Annotated in this window: 15 protein-coding genes; 11 read left to right on the top strand and 4 right to left on the bottom strand. The window is 34.6% G+C overall.

The features are described from left to right. Positions 1-86: 86 nt before the first annotated feature. From E0W73_RS12420 to E0W73_RS12410, 3 genes are all read left to right on the top strand, one after another. Positions 87-926, top strand: coding sequence for an energy transducer TonB (locus E0W73_RS12420; RefSeq protein WP_135222402.1), 840 nt, complete (start codon positions 87-89; stop codon positions 924-926). Between the two features lie 106 nt (positions 927-1032). Then, positions 1033-1770 carry a DUF4184 family protein gene (locus E0W73_RS12415; RefSeq protein ID WP_135222401.1) on the top strand — a complete coding sequence of 246 codons (738 nt, stop codon included), beginning with the start codon at positions 1033-1035 and terminating at the stop codon, positions 1768-1770. Between the two features lie 61 nt (positions 1771-1831). Next, the gene (locus E0W73_RS12410; RefSeq protein WP_135222400.1) at positions 1832-2212 is read left to right on the top strand and encodes a PH domain-containing protein; all 381 of its coding nucleotides are present in this window, start codon (positions 1832-1834) and stop codon (positions 2210-2212) included. An 81-nt stretch (positions 2213-2293) separates the two neighbouring features. Here the strand turns inward: E0W73_RS12410 and E0W73_RS12405 are convergent, their stop codons facing one another. Continuing rightward, positions 2294-3172, bottom strand: a complete 879-nt coding sequence (locus E0W73_RS12405) for a M48 family metalloprotease (protein WP_135222399.1) — start codon at positions 3170-3172, stop codon at positions 2294-2296. A 332-nt stretch (positions 3173-3504) separates the two neighbouring features. Here E0W73_RS12405 and lipA point away from each other — a divergent pair, with 332 nt between their 5' ends. Genes lipA through E0W73_RS12390 form a run of 3 tightly spaced genes read left to right on the top strand, consistent with a single transcriptional unit; the run spans position 3505 to position 7615 of the window. Next, positions 3505-4371 carry a lipoyl synthase gene (gene lipA, locus E0W73_RS12400; protein WP_135222398.1) on the top strand — a complete coding sequence of 289 codons (867 nt, stop codon included), beginning with the start codon at positions 3505-3507 and terminating at the stop codon, positions 4369-4371. A 48-nt stretch (positions 4372-4419) separates the two neighbouring features. After that, the gene (gene gap / locus E0W73_RS12395; RefSeq protein ID WP_135222397.1) at positions 4420-5418 is read left to right on the top strand and encodes a type I glyceraldehyde-3-phosphate dehydrogenase; all 999 of its coding nucleotides are present in this window, start codon (positions 4420-4422) and stop codon (positions 5416-5418) included. Positions 5419-5443: 25 nt separating this feature from the next. Further along, a complete protein-coding gene (locus tag E0W73_RS12390) occupies positions 5444-7615 on the top strand; it encodes a tetratricopeptide repeat-containing hybrid sensor histidine kinase/response regulator (protein WP_135222396.1) in 2172 nt (723 codons plus the stop codon). Positions 7616-7655: 40 nt separating this feature from the next. Here E0W73_RS12390 and lpxK read toward each other — a convergent pair whose 3' ends face one another. The 3 genes from lpxK to E0W73_RS12375 are packed head-to-tail and all read right to left on the bottom strand — an operon-like array spanning position 7656 to position 9182. Further along, entirely contained in the window at positions 7656-8672 is a 1017-nt protein-coding gene (gene lpxK / locus E0W73_RS12385; protein ID WP_135222395.1) for a tetraacyldisaccharide 4'-kinase, read from the bottom strand. Positions 8673-8676: 4 nt separating this feature from the next. Further along, positions 8677-8958: a Txe/YoeB family addiction module toxin gene (locus tag E0W73_RS12380; protein WP_135222394.1), complete on the bottom strand. Its 282-nt coding sequence runs from the start codon at positions 8956-8958 to the stop codon at positions 8677-8679. After that, a complete protein-coding gene (locus tag E0W73_RS12375) occupies positions 8940-9182 on the bottom strand; it encodes a DUF2683 family protein (protein WP_135222393.1) in 243 nt (80 codons plus the stop codon). The genes E0W73_RS12380 and E0W73_RS12375 overlap by 19 nt, the downstream gene beginning before the upstream one ends. Positions 9183-9375: 193 nt before the next feature. Between E0W73_RS12375 and E0W73_RS12370 the strand changes: the two genes are divergently transcribed. The 5 genes from E0W73_RS12370 to rluF all read left to right on the top strand — a co-directional run bounded on the left by E0W73_RS12370 (position 9376) and on the right by rluF (position 13828). Further along, the gene (locus E0W73_RS12370; RefSeq protein WP_135222392.1) at positions 9376-10470 is read left to right on the top strand and encodes a Nif3-like dinuclear metal center hexameric protein; all 1095 of its coding nucleotides are present in this window, start codon (positions 9376-9378) and stop codon (positions 10468-10470) included. A gap of 3 nt (positions 10471-10473) precedes the next feature. Next, the gene (locus E0W73_RS12365; RefSeq protein ID WP_091496387.1) at positions 10474-11253 is read left to right on the top strand and encodes a zinc ribbon domain-containing protein; all 780 of its coding nucleotides are present in this window, start codon (positions 10474-10476) and stop codon (positions 11251-11253) included. Between the two features lie 168 nt (positions 11254-11421). Then, entirely contained in the window at positions 11422-12291 is an 870-nt protein-coding gene (locus E0W73_RS12360) for an alpha/beta fold hydrolase (protein WP_135222391.1), read from the top strand. Between the two features lie 160 nt (positions 12292-12451). Then, positions 12452-12796 carry an antibiotic biosynthesis monooxygenase family protein gene (locus tag E0W73_RS12355; RefSeq protein WP_135222390.1) on the top strand — a complete coding sequence of 115 codons (345 nt, stop codon included), beginning with the start codon at positions 12452-12454 and terminating at the stop codon, positions 12794-12796. Positions 12797-13021: 225 nt separating this feature from the next. After that, positions 13022-13828 (top strand): 23S rRNA pseudouridine(2604) synthase RluF, encoded by an 807-nt coding sequence (gene rluF, locus E0W73_RS12350; RefSeq protein WP_135222389.1) that lies wholly within the window; start codon positions 13022-13024, stop codon positions 13826-13828. The last annotated feature ends 7 nt before the right edge of the window (positions 13829-13835 follow it).

The following is a 13835-nucleotide window of genomic DNA, read 5'->3' as shown; positions in this document are numbered from 1 at the left end:
TTAAAACTGGCTATTTTTAGATTGTCAGCTCAACCCAAAATTTATTGCTTATGATTTAAAGTTACTTAACCTTAAAACCCAAAATTATGTCTAAATTAAGCCTTTACGAAACCAAGTGGACTGATCTTGTTTTCGAAAATAAAAACAAAGAGTATGGTGCGTATCAATTACGCCAGGAAAATCCTAAAACCACTGTCACTGCTCTATTTATGGGTTTGCTGTTAATAACTGCACTAGGAAGTGTGCCTGTGCTTATAAGTAAATTTACGACACCAAATGTTGTGCAAGAACCTATTCCATTAGATTCGGAACCACTTACTCCTGTAGATTTGTCTAATGAAATTGTTCAACCTAAGACAGAAGAAGTTGCTCCACCACCTGCACAACAGGCAGCCACAACAGATGTAATCGAGACGAAACAATTGGTAGACCCCTTGATTGTACCTGAAAATCAAGCAACGCCGGATATTGCCAAAAACACAGACAATGTCGTACCTCTATCTAATACTGGGAATGGCGACGGAAATGTAAAAAATGCAATTCCATCAGACGGAAATGGCGATGGAGTTCTTAACGGCACTGGAGACAAACCAGAAATCTTGACTCCTGTACCAACTAGTGCATTGGACAAACTTCCTGAATTTCCGGGTGGTATAGAAAAATTCTACACTTATGTAGGCAGAAACTTTAACCGACCTGAACTTGATGTTGAAAAGACATTAAAAGTATATGTTTCTTTTGTTATCGAAAAAGACGGATCTCTTACTGATATCATTGTTAGAAACGATCCTGGTTACGGAATGGGAAAAGAAGCCATTAGAGTTTTGAAATCTTTAAAAACGAAATGGGTACCTGGAATGGTAGACGGAAAAGCTGTCCGTACTGCATACAGCCTTCCGATTACTGTAAAAACAGAGATTGAATAAATCAAAACAAAAAAGCAGAATTTAGGTTCTGCTTTTTTTTTGTTGTTTTTTTAAATAGGAAAAGTAAAGTTCATTAAATTTATAATCTATTTAAAGTTCAAATTTAATGCCTTTCACCTTTTCTCATCCTGCCATAATTCTACCTTTACGATTTTTACCTAAATCATGGTTTTCTCTTACTGCTCTAATAATTGGAAGTTTAACTCCCGATTTCGAATACTTTTTACGAATGACAGTCAAAAGCAATTACAGCCATACTTTGTATGGAATTTTCTGGTTTGATTTACCTCTTGCTCTTTTATTAGCTTTTGTCTTTCATAATCTAACACGAAATCTTTTAATCTCAAACCTTCCAAACTTTATTAGTAATAGAGTATCTGTTTTCAACGATTTCAATTGGAATGTCTATTTCAAGAAAAACTGGCTCATTATAATAATTTCTTCATTAATTGGAATATTCTCACACCTTTTTTGGGATTCTTTCACACACCAACATGGCTATTTTGTTAATCAAATTGACATTTTGAAATATAGCGTTGTTCTTTTTGAAAAGGAGATTCCTGTTTGGAAAATCACACAGCACACTAGTACTCTTATTGGAAGCGTTATTATAGTTATAGCTTTCCTCCAGCTTCCGCAGAATTTTACTTTTAAAACCTCAATTAACAAACCATATTGGACCACTGTGTTCTTATATACTCTAGCTATTTTGTTTATTCGATTTGCAATTCATCCCAATACTCTAAATATTGGAAACTTAGTTGTATCCATTATCGCTTCTTTCATGATTGCTATAACCACAATTCCTCTCCTAATTAAATCAAAATTAAATATAGAAAATTAACAAAATCAATTACTTTTACTCTTTATTTAGACTATTCATTTAACCAACAAAAGATATAACAATGGGATTATTTTCAGCCCTTATGGGAAACGCCGGCACTGTAAGCCAAGACGAATTACTTAAAAAATATGGACAGCTTTTAACCGATAACGAACAAATCGAAATGGGTTTTAAATTGATTCGTGACACTTTTATCTTTACTAATAAAAGATTAATTCTGGTAGATGTTCAAGGATTAACCGGAAGCAAAACTGAATACAAATCTATTTCGTACAAAAGCATTACTCGTTTTAGCGTAGAGACTGCCGGAACTTTTGATCTTGATGCCGAATTGAAAATCTGGGTTTCGAGCGAATTGCAACCGAGCATCGTAAAACAATTCAACAAATCTGTAAATGTTTATGAAGTGCAAAAAGTATTAGCATTTCATGTGTTAGGATAACATTTTATCTTACAATATTTTAAAACATAAAAAGCCGGCCGATTGAATAACAACAGCCGGCTTTAGTTTTTTTTCAAGAAATTATTTCTTTTTGGTTGTAGTTTTCTTTGTGGTTGTTTTTTTAGTTGTTGTCGTTTTCTTCACAACTGGCACAGAATTGTCGATTTTCTTCTGTACATATGGCTTATAAAGTCCGTCTTTTTCGGCTCTTTTTCTGGCATCATCAGCTCTTTTTTTAGAGTCAGGATGAGAACTCATCATTCTGGTAATAAAGGAAGAATCGGCACCTTCGCTCATTTTTGCTAAGATTCTGAAAGCAGACTCTTCGGCATTTACATCGTAACCGTTATTTTTAAGGAAATTATACGCATACAAATCGGCTTCAGATTCTTGTGTACGGCTGTGTTTGCTGTCTATTAACGCGCTCCCTATTTTCCCTAACTGGCTATCAGTAATAGACGCAATTTTTGCAGATTGAGAAGAAACTCCGTCAATCAAAGCTTCTTTTTGATATGCAGCACGCATTGCGTCTCTTGAATCGTTGTTTGCAACGTGCCCGATTTCGTGCCCGATTACAGCCAATAATTCATTATCATCCATAATATCCATTAGGCCAGAATAAACGCGAACGCTTCCGTCTGCAGTAGCAAAGGCATTTACTTCTTTCAATTTATAAACTTTATAATTTAAAGTAAAGCCATCTCCAATTGCGTGTTTTCCAAAAATCCTGTTTAAGCGTAACGTATAACCATCGTTTGGCCCCGCTACTTCGTTTTCTGCATCTAATTTGGCAACAGCCTCTTTAGACAAGGCGGCCGCATCGGCATTGGTTAATGTAAATGCTGTAACTCCTTTTTGGACCGCTCCAATCGCTTTTTCGCCCAAATTAATTTGTGCGTTGGCTTTTGTAACGGCAAAAGAAGCAAGCAAAACTCCTAGTACAATAAATTTCTTTTCCATTTTCAAATAAATATTAAAATTTAACACCAAATGTATTACTAATAAATTTTCAAATCTTATCCCTTAACGTTTATTTTCTAACAATTAAAGATATAAAATTTACAAGCACAGCGATCGACCAACTACGATTATCTTAGCTGTATTACAAATTTGTCGCAGAAAAACTTTATTTACAACTAATTTACTGATTAAAATCCATATTTTTAACCTACTTTTTCAACAATTGCCAATGCGTTTTTGTTAAAGTCAGACGGTTTTTGGAATCAAAATTAGCGATAAACAAATCACCAAATAAAGTACATTCATTATCTTTGTACTCAGATTTATGAGATATGGAAACAGTCATTGAAAATATACCACCTGCAAAACCTAAGTGGCTAAAGGTGAAACTGCCAATTGGACAAAAATATACTGAACTTCGCGGTTTGGTCGACAAATACAGCTTAAATACAATTTGCACTTCCGGAAGTTGCCCGAATATGGGAGAATGCTGGGGAGAAGGCACGGCTACCTTTATGATTCTAGGAAATGTCTGCACACGATCTTGCGGCTTTTGTGGCGTAAAAACAGGGAGGCCTGAAACTGTAGATTGGGACGAACCTGAAAAAGTTGCTCGTTCTATCAAAATCATGAACATCAAACATGCCGTTATAACAAGTGTAGATCGTGATGATTTAAAAGACGGCGGTTCTATTATCTGGATGGAAACCGTAAAAGCCATTCGAAGAATGAATCCGAATACAACTCTAGAGACATTAATTCCGGATTTTCAAGGAATTGAAAGAAATATTGATCGTATTGTTGAAGCTAACCCGGAAGTGGTGTCTCACAATATGGAAACCGTAAGAAGATTGACACGTGAAGTCAGAATTCAAGCAAAATATGACCGCAGCCTAGAAGTATTGCGCTACTTAAAAGAAAAAGGAATCAACAGAACCAAATCTGGAATTATGTTGGGGCTCGGTGAAACAGAAGAAGAGGTTTTTCAGACCATGACAGATTTACGAAATGCCAACGTTGATGTGGTTACGCTTGGGCAATATTTGCAGCCGACCAAAAAACACCTTCCGGTTAAGGAGTTCATAACTCCTGATCAATTTGCAAGATATGAGAAATTTGGTCTTGATTTAGGCTTCAGACATGTAGAAAGCGGTCCGTTGGTGCGCTCTTCATATAAAGCTCAAAAACACATTTTATAAAAATATTTAACTGATTGTTAAACAACTTAACAAGCAACCAAACAAAGATTGAAAACAAGAATTGCCATTAATGGCTTTGGGAGAATTGGTAGAAATTTATTTCGTCTTCTCGTGAACCATCCTGAAATTGAAGTCGTTGCCATCAACGATCTTGCAGACAACAAAACGATGTCACATTTGATTAAATACGACAGTATTCACGGTGTTCTGCCTTATGAAGTAAGTTATGATGAAAACGGAATAATTGTAGACGGCAGGCATTTTTATTTCTTTCATGAAAAGAAAATTTCAAATCTAGACTGGAAAAGCCATAATATTGATTTTGCGATTGAATCGACTGGAAAATTCAAAACACACGAAGATTTAAATCTGCATCTAGAAGCGGGAGCAAAAAAGGTAATACTTTCTGCCCCTTCCGAAGTTGACACAATAAAAACTGTTGTTCTTGGAGTAAATGAAACTATTCTGGACGGAACCGAGACTATTGTTTCTAATGCGAGCTGTACTACAAACAATGCCGCTCCGATGATCAAAATCATCGAAGAATTGTGTGGCATAGAACAGGCTTACATTACAACGATACATTCTTTCACAACCGACCAAAGCCTTCACGACCAGCCTCATAAAGACTTGAGACGTTCGAGAGGAGCCAGCCAGTCTATAGTACCGACCACTACGGGAGCAGCCAAAGCATTGACAAAAATTTTTCCGAAACTGCATGATAAAATCGGAGGTTGTGGTATCCGCGTTCCTGTTCCCGATGGTTCATTGACAGACATAACCTTTAATGTAAAACGAAATGTAAGCATTGAAGAAATTAATAAAGCATTTAAAGAAGCCTCAAAAACAAATTTAAAAGGAATATTAGATTACACAGAAGATCCTATTGTTTCAGTTGACGTAATTGGCAATACGCATTCGTGTTTATTTGATGCACAGCTCACCTCTGTAATTGACCGAATGGCAAAAGTCGTTGGCTGGTATGATAACGAAATCGGGTATTCGTCAAGACTGATTGATTTGATCTTGCTTATAAGAACGAAATAAGATTCATCGTAAAGCAATGCCAAACATGAAATACTGTCTTTTTATTGCTGTTTGTTTTTTTTCTTTGTTTTTGTATCCTCAAACAAATAAGGATACAGACAGTATTTACTATTACAACAGACAAGCCAATTTAAATATAAGCAGTAAAAACTACAATAAGGCAATTCTTTACACCCAGAAATCTATTAATCTATGTACAAGGAATGAAAAAAAAGAAAGTCTTGCTAATCAAACATTCAAACTTGGCAAAATTTATTACAATCAGCACAAGTACGACAAGGCCTTAGAAAATTTCCACAAAACACTTGTTTTATTTGACAGCTTAGAACCCAACTGCACAAAAGTCCTTGCATTGCATTATATCGCAATTACAAATACAGCAAAAGGAGATTCTAAGACAGCCGATTTGTACTATGCAAAAGCTAAGAACCTCTTAAAAAAACTGAACATTCCCGATTATGCCGAGACTTTAGATTATCAAAAGGCTATGGCCTTAAAAAACAGCAACGAGTTAGTTCAGGCGGTTAAGACATTTAGAAGCATCATTCAAAAAAAGGACAATCCGCAAATCTTAAAAACAAAAGCAGATTCTTACTACCAGCTAGGGCTCATTGAGACGCAACTAAAACACAACGACTCAGCGCTTATTTATCTTAATGATGCCTTAAAATATAATGCCAAAAAGAACGATCTTCATCAAAAATCAAAAATCGTTTTGGCAATTAGCCAATATTACAAACAGAACCGGAATTTTGATCTGGCTTATTCTTATCTTGAAGAACATTATCAAATTGAAAATTATCTTTTGAAGATTAAAAACTCAAAAATAGATTTTAACGAATTTCAAAAATTCAAAAAAAATCAGGCTTTGAACAATACAATTAAGAAAGAGAGTGAAGAAAAAATCCAGCTTAAAACCTACCGTTATTCTAAATTAGTAAGCATTCTAGCTATTGCGCTCATTTCTATCCTATCTCTTTTAAGTCTTGCGCTTTATAAAAATAATATTATTCGAAATCAAAACAATTTGCTGCTTCGAGAGAAAAACAAAGAATTGATTTTGGCCAAAAACAATGCCGAAAAAGCATCAAAAGCAAGATCCGAATTTTTGTCGACCGTGAGCCACGAATTACGCACTCCGCTTAACGCCATCAACGGAATTACACATTTGTTGCTGGAAGACAAACCAAAGAAAAAACAGTTAAAGTATCTGGAGTCGCTTAAGTTTTCTGGCAATTACTTGACGACTTTTATCAATGAAATCCTCGAAATAAACAAAATTGATTCAACCAAAGTCGAGGTCGAAAATATAAGTTTCAACCTCAAAGAGCTGTTGTTTAATATTCAAAGCTCTTTAAAAGAATTGGCTTTGGCCAATAAAAATTATTTCAATTTAGAAATTGACAAGGCGATTCCCGACCATTTGATTGGAGACCCGACTAAGTTGTCGCAGATTATTTTGAACCTGATAAACAACGCCTTAAAATTTACACACAATGGCCATGTAGATGTTATCGCAAAATTGGAAACAAAAGAAAATGACAACGCTATTGTGTATTTCGAAATTGTGGACACCGGAATTGGCATACCTGAAGATAAACTTCAGACTGTTTTTGAAAGCTTCTCGCAAGGATCTATAGAAGTTAACCGTAAATATGGCGGAACCGGATTAGGCCTTACTATTGTAAAAAAACTGATCGAATTATTGGGAGGTGAAATCAAACTAAAAAGCGAGGTCGGAAAAGGATCAACTTTTACATTCAAACTAAACTTTAAAATCAATAACGAGCCGTTGGAAACACAACAAGAAATCAAGCCATACAGCGACAAACAATTAAAGCACAAAACGATTTTATTAGTTGAAGACAATAAAATCAATCAGATGATTACTCGCAAAATGCTTGAAAACAAATCCATAAGCTGTGAAATTATTGAAAATGGCGAAGAAGCAGTTGAACTATTAAAAACAAAACATTTTGATATGGTTTTGATGGATGTGCATCTTCCTGGAATAAACGGCACAACAGCCACAAAGCTTATTCGCGAATTTGACCAATCAACACCTATAATCGCACTGACAGCAATTTCCTTAGATGAAAACCGCGATATGTTAATCTCTTTCGGAATGGATGATGTAATTACAAAACCTTTTGTGCCAGACGACTTTTACAGCACTATCGCTAAGTTTTTCAACTAAGATTCTAAGGTTGTGAGATGTATTAAGTCGCTAAGTTCTTTTAGACACAAATTTCTACATACTCCAAAATCGCACTATCAAAGTCTTGCTGACGGTTAATAAAAGAGCTTTTTATAGGGAGATAATACAATTGGTCTATCAACTCCGAATCTTTCAATCTTACATAATCTTTTTCGGTAGTAATTATTTTTCTTCCGTTTGCTTTATTTCGAATTGCATTTAAATCTGCATCAGAAAAATGATGATGATCTGGAAAAGTAAGACATTCATCACTTTCATTTTTCAAATAATCAAAAAATGGTTTTGGTTTTGCAATTCCAGCCAAAAGCACTTTAGATTCAGATTTTATTTCATCTAAAGCAAGCTTTTTATTCTTCCCATAAATAAAAATATCGTAATCTATAAAAGTAAAAAAGACCTCCTGCGAAGGTTTTAATTTTAACTTTAATCTAATTTGAGACTGTTCTTCTTCGGTTAATACTTTAGGGCATTTTGTAACTACCACAATGCTGGCTCTTTCTGCTCCGCTCCTGCTTTCACGCAAATTCCCAGTTGGAAGCATAAAATCATCAGCGTACAAATCTCCGTATGAAGTGAGTAAAATATAAAAACCTGCTTTTACTTTTCGGTGCTGATAAGCATCGTCAAGCAAAATAATTTCTGGAGTTATCTGCTCCATCAACAGTTGTTTGATTCCGTTTGTCCTGTCAGCATCAACCGCAACCATAACAAAAGGAAATTTTTGATAAAACTGAAACGGTTCGTCTCCCAAAATTTCAGCATTTGAATTTTCATTAGCCAAAACAAAACCTTCTGATTTTCTTTTATAACCACGGCTTAAGGTTGCAACTTTATATTTATCTGAAAGCAAACGTATCAAATATTCTATTTGAGGCGTTTTTCCAGTTCCGCCCACGCTTAAATTCCCCACTGCAATAACCGGAAAATCAAATGAAGTAGATTTTAAAACTCCTTTATCAAAAAGAAAATTACGGATTGAAGTGATAAATCCGTATAAAACGGCGAACGGGAAAAGTATTTTTCGAAGTAATTTCATACTGTTATTTATCTGAATAATGACCCATTGCAGAAACGATAATAACTGTAACTATTTCTTCTTCTACTCTATAAATTAAACGGTCTTTTTTATTGATTTTCCTTGACCAATAACCTTTATAATTATATTTCAACTCTTCTGGTTGTCCTTCGCCAATAAAAGGAGTCTCTGTCAATTCTAAAAGTATTTTTTCAATCTTTTTAATAGTGGCTTTATTCCCAGATTTATAGTGATTTTTTAAATCGTTACGAGCAGTATCCTCAAAGTCTACAAAATACTTCCCCATATATCCTCAGGATTTAATCTTGTGGTTTTTCCTTTTTTAATGTTTTCTTCTGCTTTTTTAATCTTCTCAATAAATTCAGCAGAATAAAAACCATCTTCCTTTTTATTTTTTTTTGAATCGGTTTCAACTACTTCTATTCCGTCTACACCTTTAAAAAAGGCTTCAAACATTGCCATAAATGCCTTTCCTGATTTAGTACGTTCGTTAATTTTTATTGTAGTCATGACTTTTGATTTAGATTTACAAATATACGAAAAGTAACATGAGTAACATCGTATTACTGATGTTACTAATTTTTGCAAAACCTTCAATATATTTTAAAATTGAACTGTTTATTCGTTAATTTGTTTTACTTTTCAAGCCTTCTTTTTTAAACGTGAAACTTGAAACAGGCAAAACTTGAAACAAAACATAAAAATGAAAATCAAAAATATCATATCCGTTCTGGAAGAAATGGCTCCTTTGGCTTACGCCGAAGATTTTGACAACGTTGGACTTTTAGTCGGAAACTCAGAAACTGACTGTTCAGGTGTTTTAGTCTGCCATGATGCATTAGAAAATGTAATTGACGAAGCTATTGCAAAAAACTGTAATCTTGTTGTATGTTTCCACCCTATCTTATTTTCAGGAATCAAAAAAATTACAGGAAAAAATTATGTCGAAAGAGCTATTTTGAAAGCCATTAAAAATGATGTTGCCATTTTTGCTGTTCATACAGCACTTGACAATCATTCACAAGGTGTAAATAAAATTTTATGTGATGCATTAGGATTAACCAATACTAAAATATTAGTTCCTAAAAATAATTTCATTCAAAAACTAGTCACTTTTACAGTTCCAGATAATGCCGATAAAGTTAGAAACGCCTTATTTGAAGCCGGTGCAGGAAAAATTGGCAATTATGACAACTGCAGTTTTAATACGCAGGGATTTTTTACTTTCCAGGGAAATGAAGACAGCAATCCTGTTATTGGTGAAAAAGGAAAACTTCATACGGGAGAAGAAATCAAAATCGAAGTTGTTTTTGAAAAACATTTGCAATCTCGCATTTTAAAAGCCCTTTTTGCCAATCATATCTACGAAGAAGTCGCTTATGAAATTTACGATTTACAAAACCAGCATCAGAAAATTGGTTTAGGAATGATTGGTGAATTTGAAAATGAAATGGACGAAAAAGATTTTCTTCATTTTGTAAAAGATAAAATGATTGCCGACGGAATTCGTCATTCTGCTTTTTTAGGCAAAAAAATAAAAAAAGTAGCCGTACTTGGAGGGTCTGGAAGCTTTGCTATAAAAAACGCTATTCAGGCTGGAGCCGATGCTTTTTTGACCGCCGATTTGAAGTATCACCAGTTTTATGAAGCTGAAAACAAGTTACTTTTGGCCGATATCGGTCATTTTGAGAGTGAACGCTATACAAAAAATTATATTGTTGATTATCTTCGAAAAAAAATTCTTAATTTTGCAATCATTTTATCGGAAGAAAATACAAATCCAGTTAAGTACTTATAAAATATGACGAATACGAAAGAATTAAGTGTTGAGGACAAGTTAAGAGCAATATACGATTTACAGCTTATTGACTCTAGAATTGACGAAATCAGAAACGTTAGAGGAGAACTTCCTTTAGAGGTTGAAGATTTAGAAGATGAAGTTGCAGGTTTGAGCACTCGTTCAGAGAAACTGAAAGGTGAACTTGAAGTGATTGAGGAGCAAATCAAAGCAAAGAAAATTGCTATTGAGGAGCATAAAGAGGTTATTAAAAAGTACACTAAACAACAAGAATCAGTACGTAACAACAGAGAATTTAATTCTTTGACAAAAGAAGTTGAATTTCAGGAATTAGAAATTCAATTGGCTGAAAAGCAAATCAAAGAGATGAAAGCTTCTATCGAGCACAAAAAAGAAGTTATTTCTAACTTAAAAGAAAAACTTGATGCTAAAAGCTCTCACTTAAAACATAAAAAATCTGAATTGGATGCCATCATGGCTGAAACTCAGAAAGAAGAAACTTTCTTAACTGAGAAATCTGCTGAGTATGCAGCACAAATCGAAGACAGATTATTGGCAGCTTACAACAGAATCAGAAGCAGTGTTCGTAACGGATTAGCTGTAGTTTCTATCGAAAGAGGAGCTTCTGCAGGATCTTTCTTTACAATTCCACCTCAAACTCAGGTTGAAATTGCTTCAAGAAAGAAAATCATCACTGATGAGCACTCTGGAAGAATCTTAGTTGACACGCAATTAGCTGAAGAAGAAAAAGAAAAAATGGAACAATTGTTCGCAAAATTCTAAATATCAAGTCCCGATTTAGTCGGGACTTTTTTTTTTGCTTTTTTTCGCCACGAATTTCACTAATTTCACTAATTTTTTTGTCAATATATAATGCTGAGAATAAAAAATTCGCGTTCATTTGTGTAATTCGTGGCAGACCTTTTTTTACCTTTAGAAAAAATTTAAGTTTTGGGAATTAAAAAAGGAATACGCTTCATAACATTAAAATCAGTTGGCTCTTATATTAACTTTTTGAGTTACGTGCGTCCGCAAAAAGCGATGGAACTTTCATATGCACTTTTTAGCCAGCCTAGAATTGGCCGATTCAAAAAAGAACAACTTCCAAAAATCTTGAGAGATACAGAAACAGAAATCTTTCATCATAACGAACACCATTTTCAAACTTATATCTGGAAAGGAAATGAGACCAAAATTCTTTTGGTTCATGGTTGGGAAAGCAATGCTGCACGCTGGAAAAAAACACTTCCTCATCTTCAAAAATCAGGAAGTACGATAATCGCTCTTGATGCTCCAGCTCACGGACAAAGCAGCGGTAAAGAATTTAATGTGCCGCTTTATGCCGAATTCATCAATAAAGCCGTCGAAAAATATCAGCCTGAAATTATTATTGGGCATTCTATTGGAGGTGCAGCCTGCGTTTATCATCAACATTTATTTCCGAATACCAGTATAAACAAAATGGTAATTCTTGGCGCTCCATCCGATTTAAAAACGCTGATTGATAATTATATTTCAATGCTGAGCCTAAACAAAAGAATGCTTTCTCTTTTAGAAAGTAAATTTATAAATCGTTTCAACTTTAAGCTGGAAGACTTTTCGGGACAAAAATTTGCCTCCCAATTTACTGTTCCGGGGTTTATTGCTCACGATACTTCTGATAAAATTGTGGCTTTCGCCGAAGGACAAAAAATAGCCAGCAATTGGAAAAATAGTCAGTTTATTGAAACAACAGGTTTAGGTCATGGAATGCACAATGACGATTTGTATGATAAAGTGATTGAGTTTCTTTTTGAAGGTTCTGAGGTTATTAGCCACTAAGTCGCTAAGACACTAAGTTTTTATTTTCTGAAGGCTTAAAGTAACAAAGAGACAAAGTTGCAAAGTTGCAAAGGCTTTTCTTAAATTTGCTGATATTAAGCTCATAAAAACACTTTTTTTTCTCAAATCTAAAATCTGAATTCTAAAATCTACAATTAAAATGATTGCTGTAATTTTTGAAGTTATCCCGAACGAAGGCAAGAAAGATGAGTATTTGGATATTGCTGCAAGTCTTCGTCCAGAATTAAATACTATTGATGGATTTATTTCCATTGAAAGATTTCAGAGTCTCGCTGATCCTCAAAAAATATTGTCTTTATCTTTTTGGAGAGATGAAGAAAGCATTCAGCAATGGAGAAATCTTGAAATGCATCGTGATGCGCAGGCTAAGGGAAGAAACGGAATTTTTAAAGAGTATCATTTACGAATTGCAACTGTAGTTCGTGATTACGGCATGTTTGACAGGAAAGAAACTCCGGAGGATAGCTCTATTTTTCATTCTTAAAAAGATTCACAGATTCAAAGGCACAAAGTTTTTTTGAGTTTCGTCATTTCGACCGAAGGGAGAAATCACACTCGTAACTCGACAAAGATTGACGAATTTGATTGCGGAGTTTCTAGTGTGATTTCTCCCTTCGGTAGAAATGACAAGATTGTGAAAAATCTAAAATCTGAAATCTAAAATCTGAAATCTGAAATCTAAAATCAAATTTTTAGCTACTTTTGCACTATGGAAGAAAATTTGAAACGTCTTAATAAATTCATTGGAGAAACTGGTTTTTGTTCACGTCGTGAAGCGGATAAGCTGATTGATGAAAAACGTGTAACGGTTAATGGTTCTGTAGCAGAAATGGGAACAAAAGTCTCGCCAGATGACGAAGTGCGTATTGATGGAAAATTAATCGTTGAGAAGCACGAAAAAATGGTTTACCTAGCTTTCAACAAACCGGTGGGAATTGAATGCACCACCAATCTAGAAGTGCGAAATAATATTGTTGATTATATTAATTATCCAAAGCGAATTTTCCCGATTGGAAGATTGGACAAAGCCAGTGAAGGATTAATTTTTATGACTAATGACGGAGATATCGTAAACAAGATTCTTCGTGCCAGAAACAATCACGAAAAAGAATATACCGTAACGGTAAACAAACCGATTACGGAGCGTTTTATTCAGCGTATGGGAAATGGTGTTCCGATTTTGGATACTGTGACCCGAAAATGCAAAGTGGAGCAAATTAGTAAAAACACGTTCAAAATTATATTGACGCAAGGTCTGAATCGCCAGATTAGAAGAATGTGCGAATATCTTGGCTATGAAGTAACTGCTTTAAAACGTATTCGAATCATTAATATTTCTTTGGATGTTCCTGTAGGACGCTACCGTGATTTAACCGATGCAGAAATTAAGGAACTGAATCAACTAATTGCGCCATCGAGCAAAACAGAAGAAGCGAGTCTGCCAAAACCGGAAACCCCAAGACGCAGTGCAACCATTAACCGAAACGACCCGAAATTTAGAAGAAGAAACAATTAGCGAACTC

This window comes from Flavobacterium foetidum (assembly GCF_004634245.1).
GTDB classification, from domain to species: Bacteria; Bacteroidota; Bacteroidia; order Flavobacteriales; family Flavobacteriaceae; genus Flavobacterium; species Flavobacterium foetidum.
This window is presented reverse-complemented; position numbering and strand designations above follow the sequence as displayed.

Excerpts from the sequence above, each read along its gene's own strand:
- E0W73_RS12420 (WP_135222402.1), top strand. The coding sequence starts at position 87 with ATGTCTAAATTAAGCCTTTACGAAACCAAGTGGACTGATCTTGTTTTC.
- E0W73_RS12415 (WP_135222401.1), top strand. The coding sequence starts at position 1,033 with ATGCCTTTCACCTTTTCTCATCCTGCCATAATTCTACCTTTACGATTT.
- E0W73_RS12410 (WP_135222400.1), top strand. The coding sequence starts at position 1,832 with ATGGGATTATTTTCAGCCCTTATGGGAAACGCCGGCACTGTAAGCCAA.
- E0W73_RS12405 (WP_135222399.1), bottom strand. The coding sequence starts at position 3,172 with ATGGAAAAGAAATTTATTGTACTAGGAGTTTTGCTTGCTTCTTTTGCC.
- lipA (WP_135222398.1), top strand. The coding sequence starts at position 3,505 with ATGGAAACAGTCATTGAAAATATACCACCTGCAAAACCTAAGTGGCTA.
- E0W73_RS12390 (WP_135222396.1), top strand. The coding sequence starts at position 5,444 with ATGAAATACTGTCTTTTTATTGCTGTTTGTTTTTTTTCTTTGTTTTTG.
- lpxK (WP_135222395.1), bottom strand. The coding sequence starts at position 8,672 with ATGAAATTACTTCGAAAAATACTTTTCCCGTTCGCCGTTTTATACGGA.
- E0W73_RS12380 (WP_135222394.1), bottom strand. The coding sequence starts at position 8,958 with ATGGGGAAGTATTTTGTAGACTTTGAGGATACTGCTCGTAACGATTTA.
- E0W73_RS12375 (WP_135222393.1), bottom strand. The coding sequence starts at position 9,182 with ATGACTACAATAAAAATTAACGAACGTACTAAATCAGGAAAGGCATTT.
- E0W73_RS12370 (WP_135222392.1), top strand. The coding sequence starts at position 9,376 with ATGAAAATCAAAAATATCATATCCGTTCTGGAAGAAATGGCTCCTTTG.
- E0W73_RS12365 (WP_091496387.1), top strand. The coding sequence starts at position 10,474 with ATGACGAATACGAAAGAATTAAGTGTTGAGGACAAGTTAAGAGCAATA.
- E0W73_RS12355 (WP_135222390.1), top strand. The coding sequence starts at position 12,452 with ATGATTGCTGTAATTTTTGAAGTTATCCCGAACGAAGGCAAGAAAGAT.
- rluF (WP_135222389.1), top strand. The coding sequence starts at position 13,022 with ATGGAAGAAAATTTGAAACGTCTTAATAAATTCATTGGAGAAACTGGT.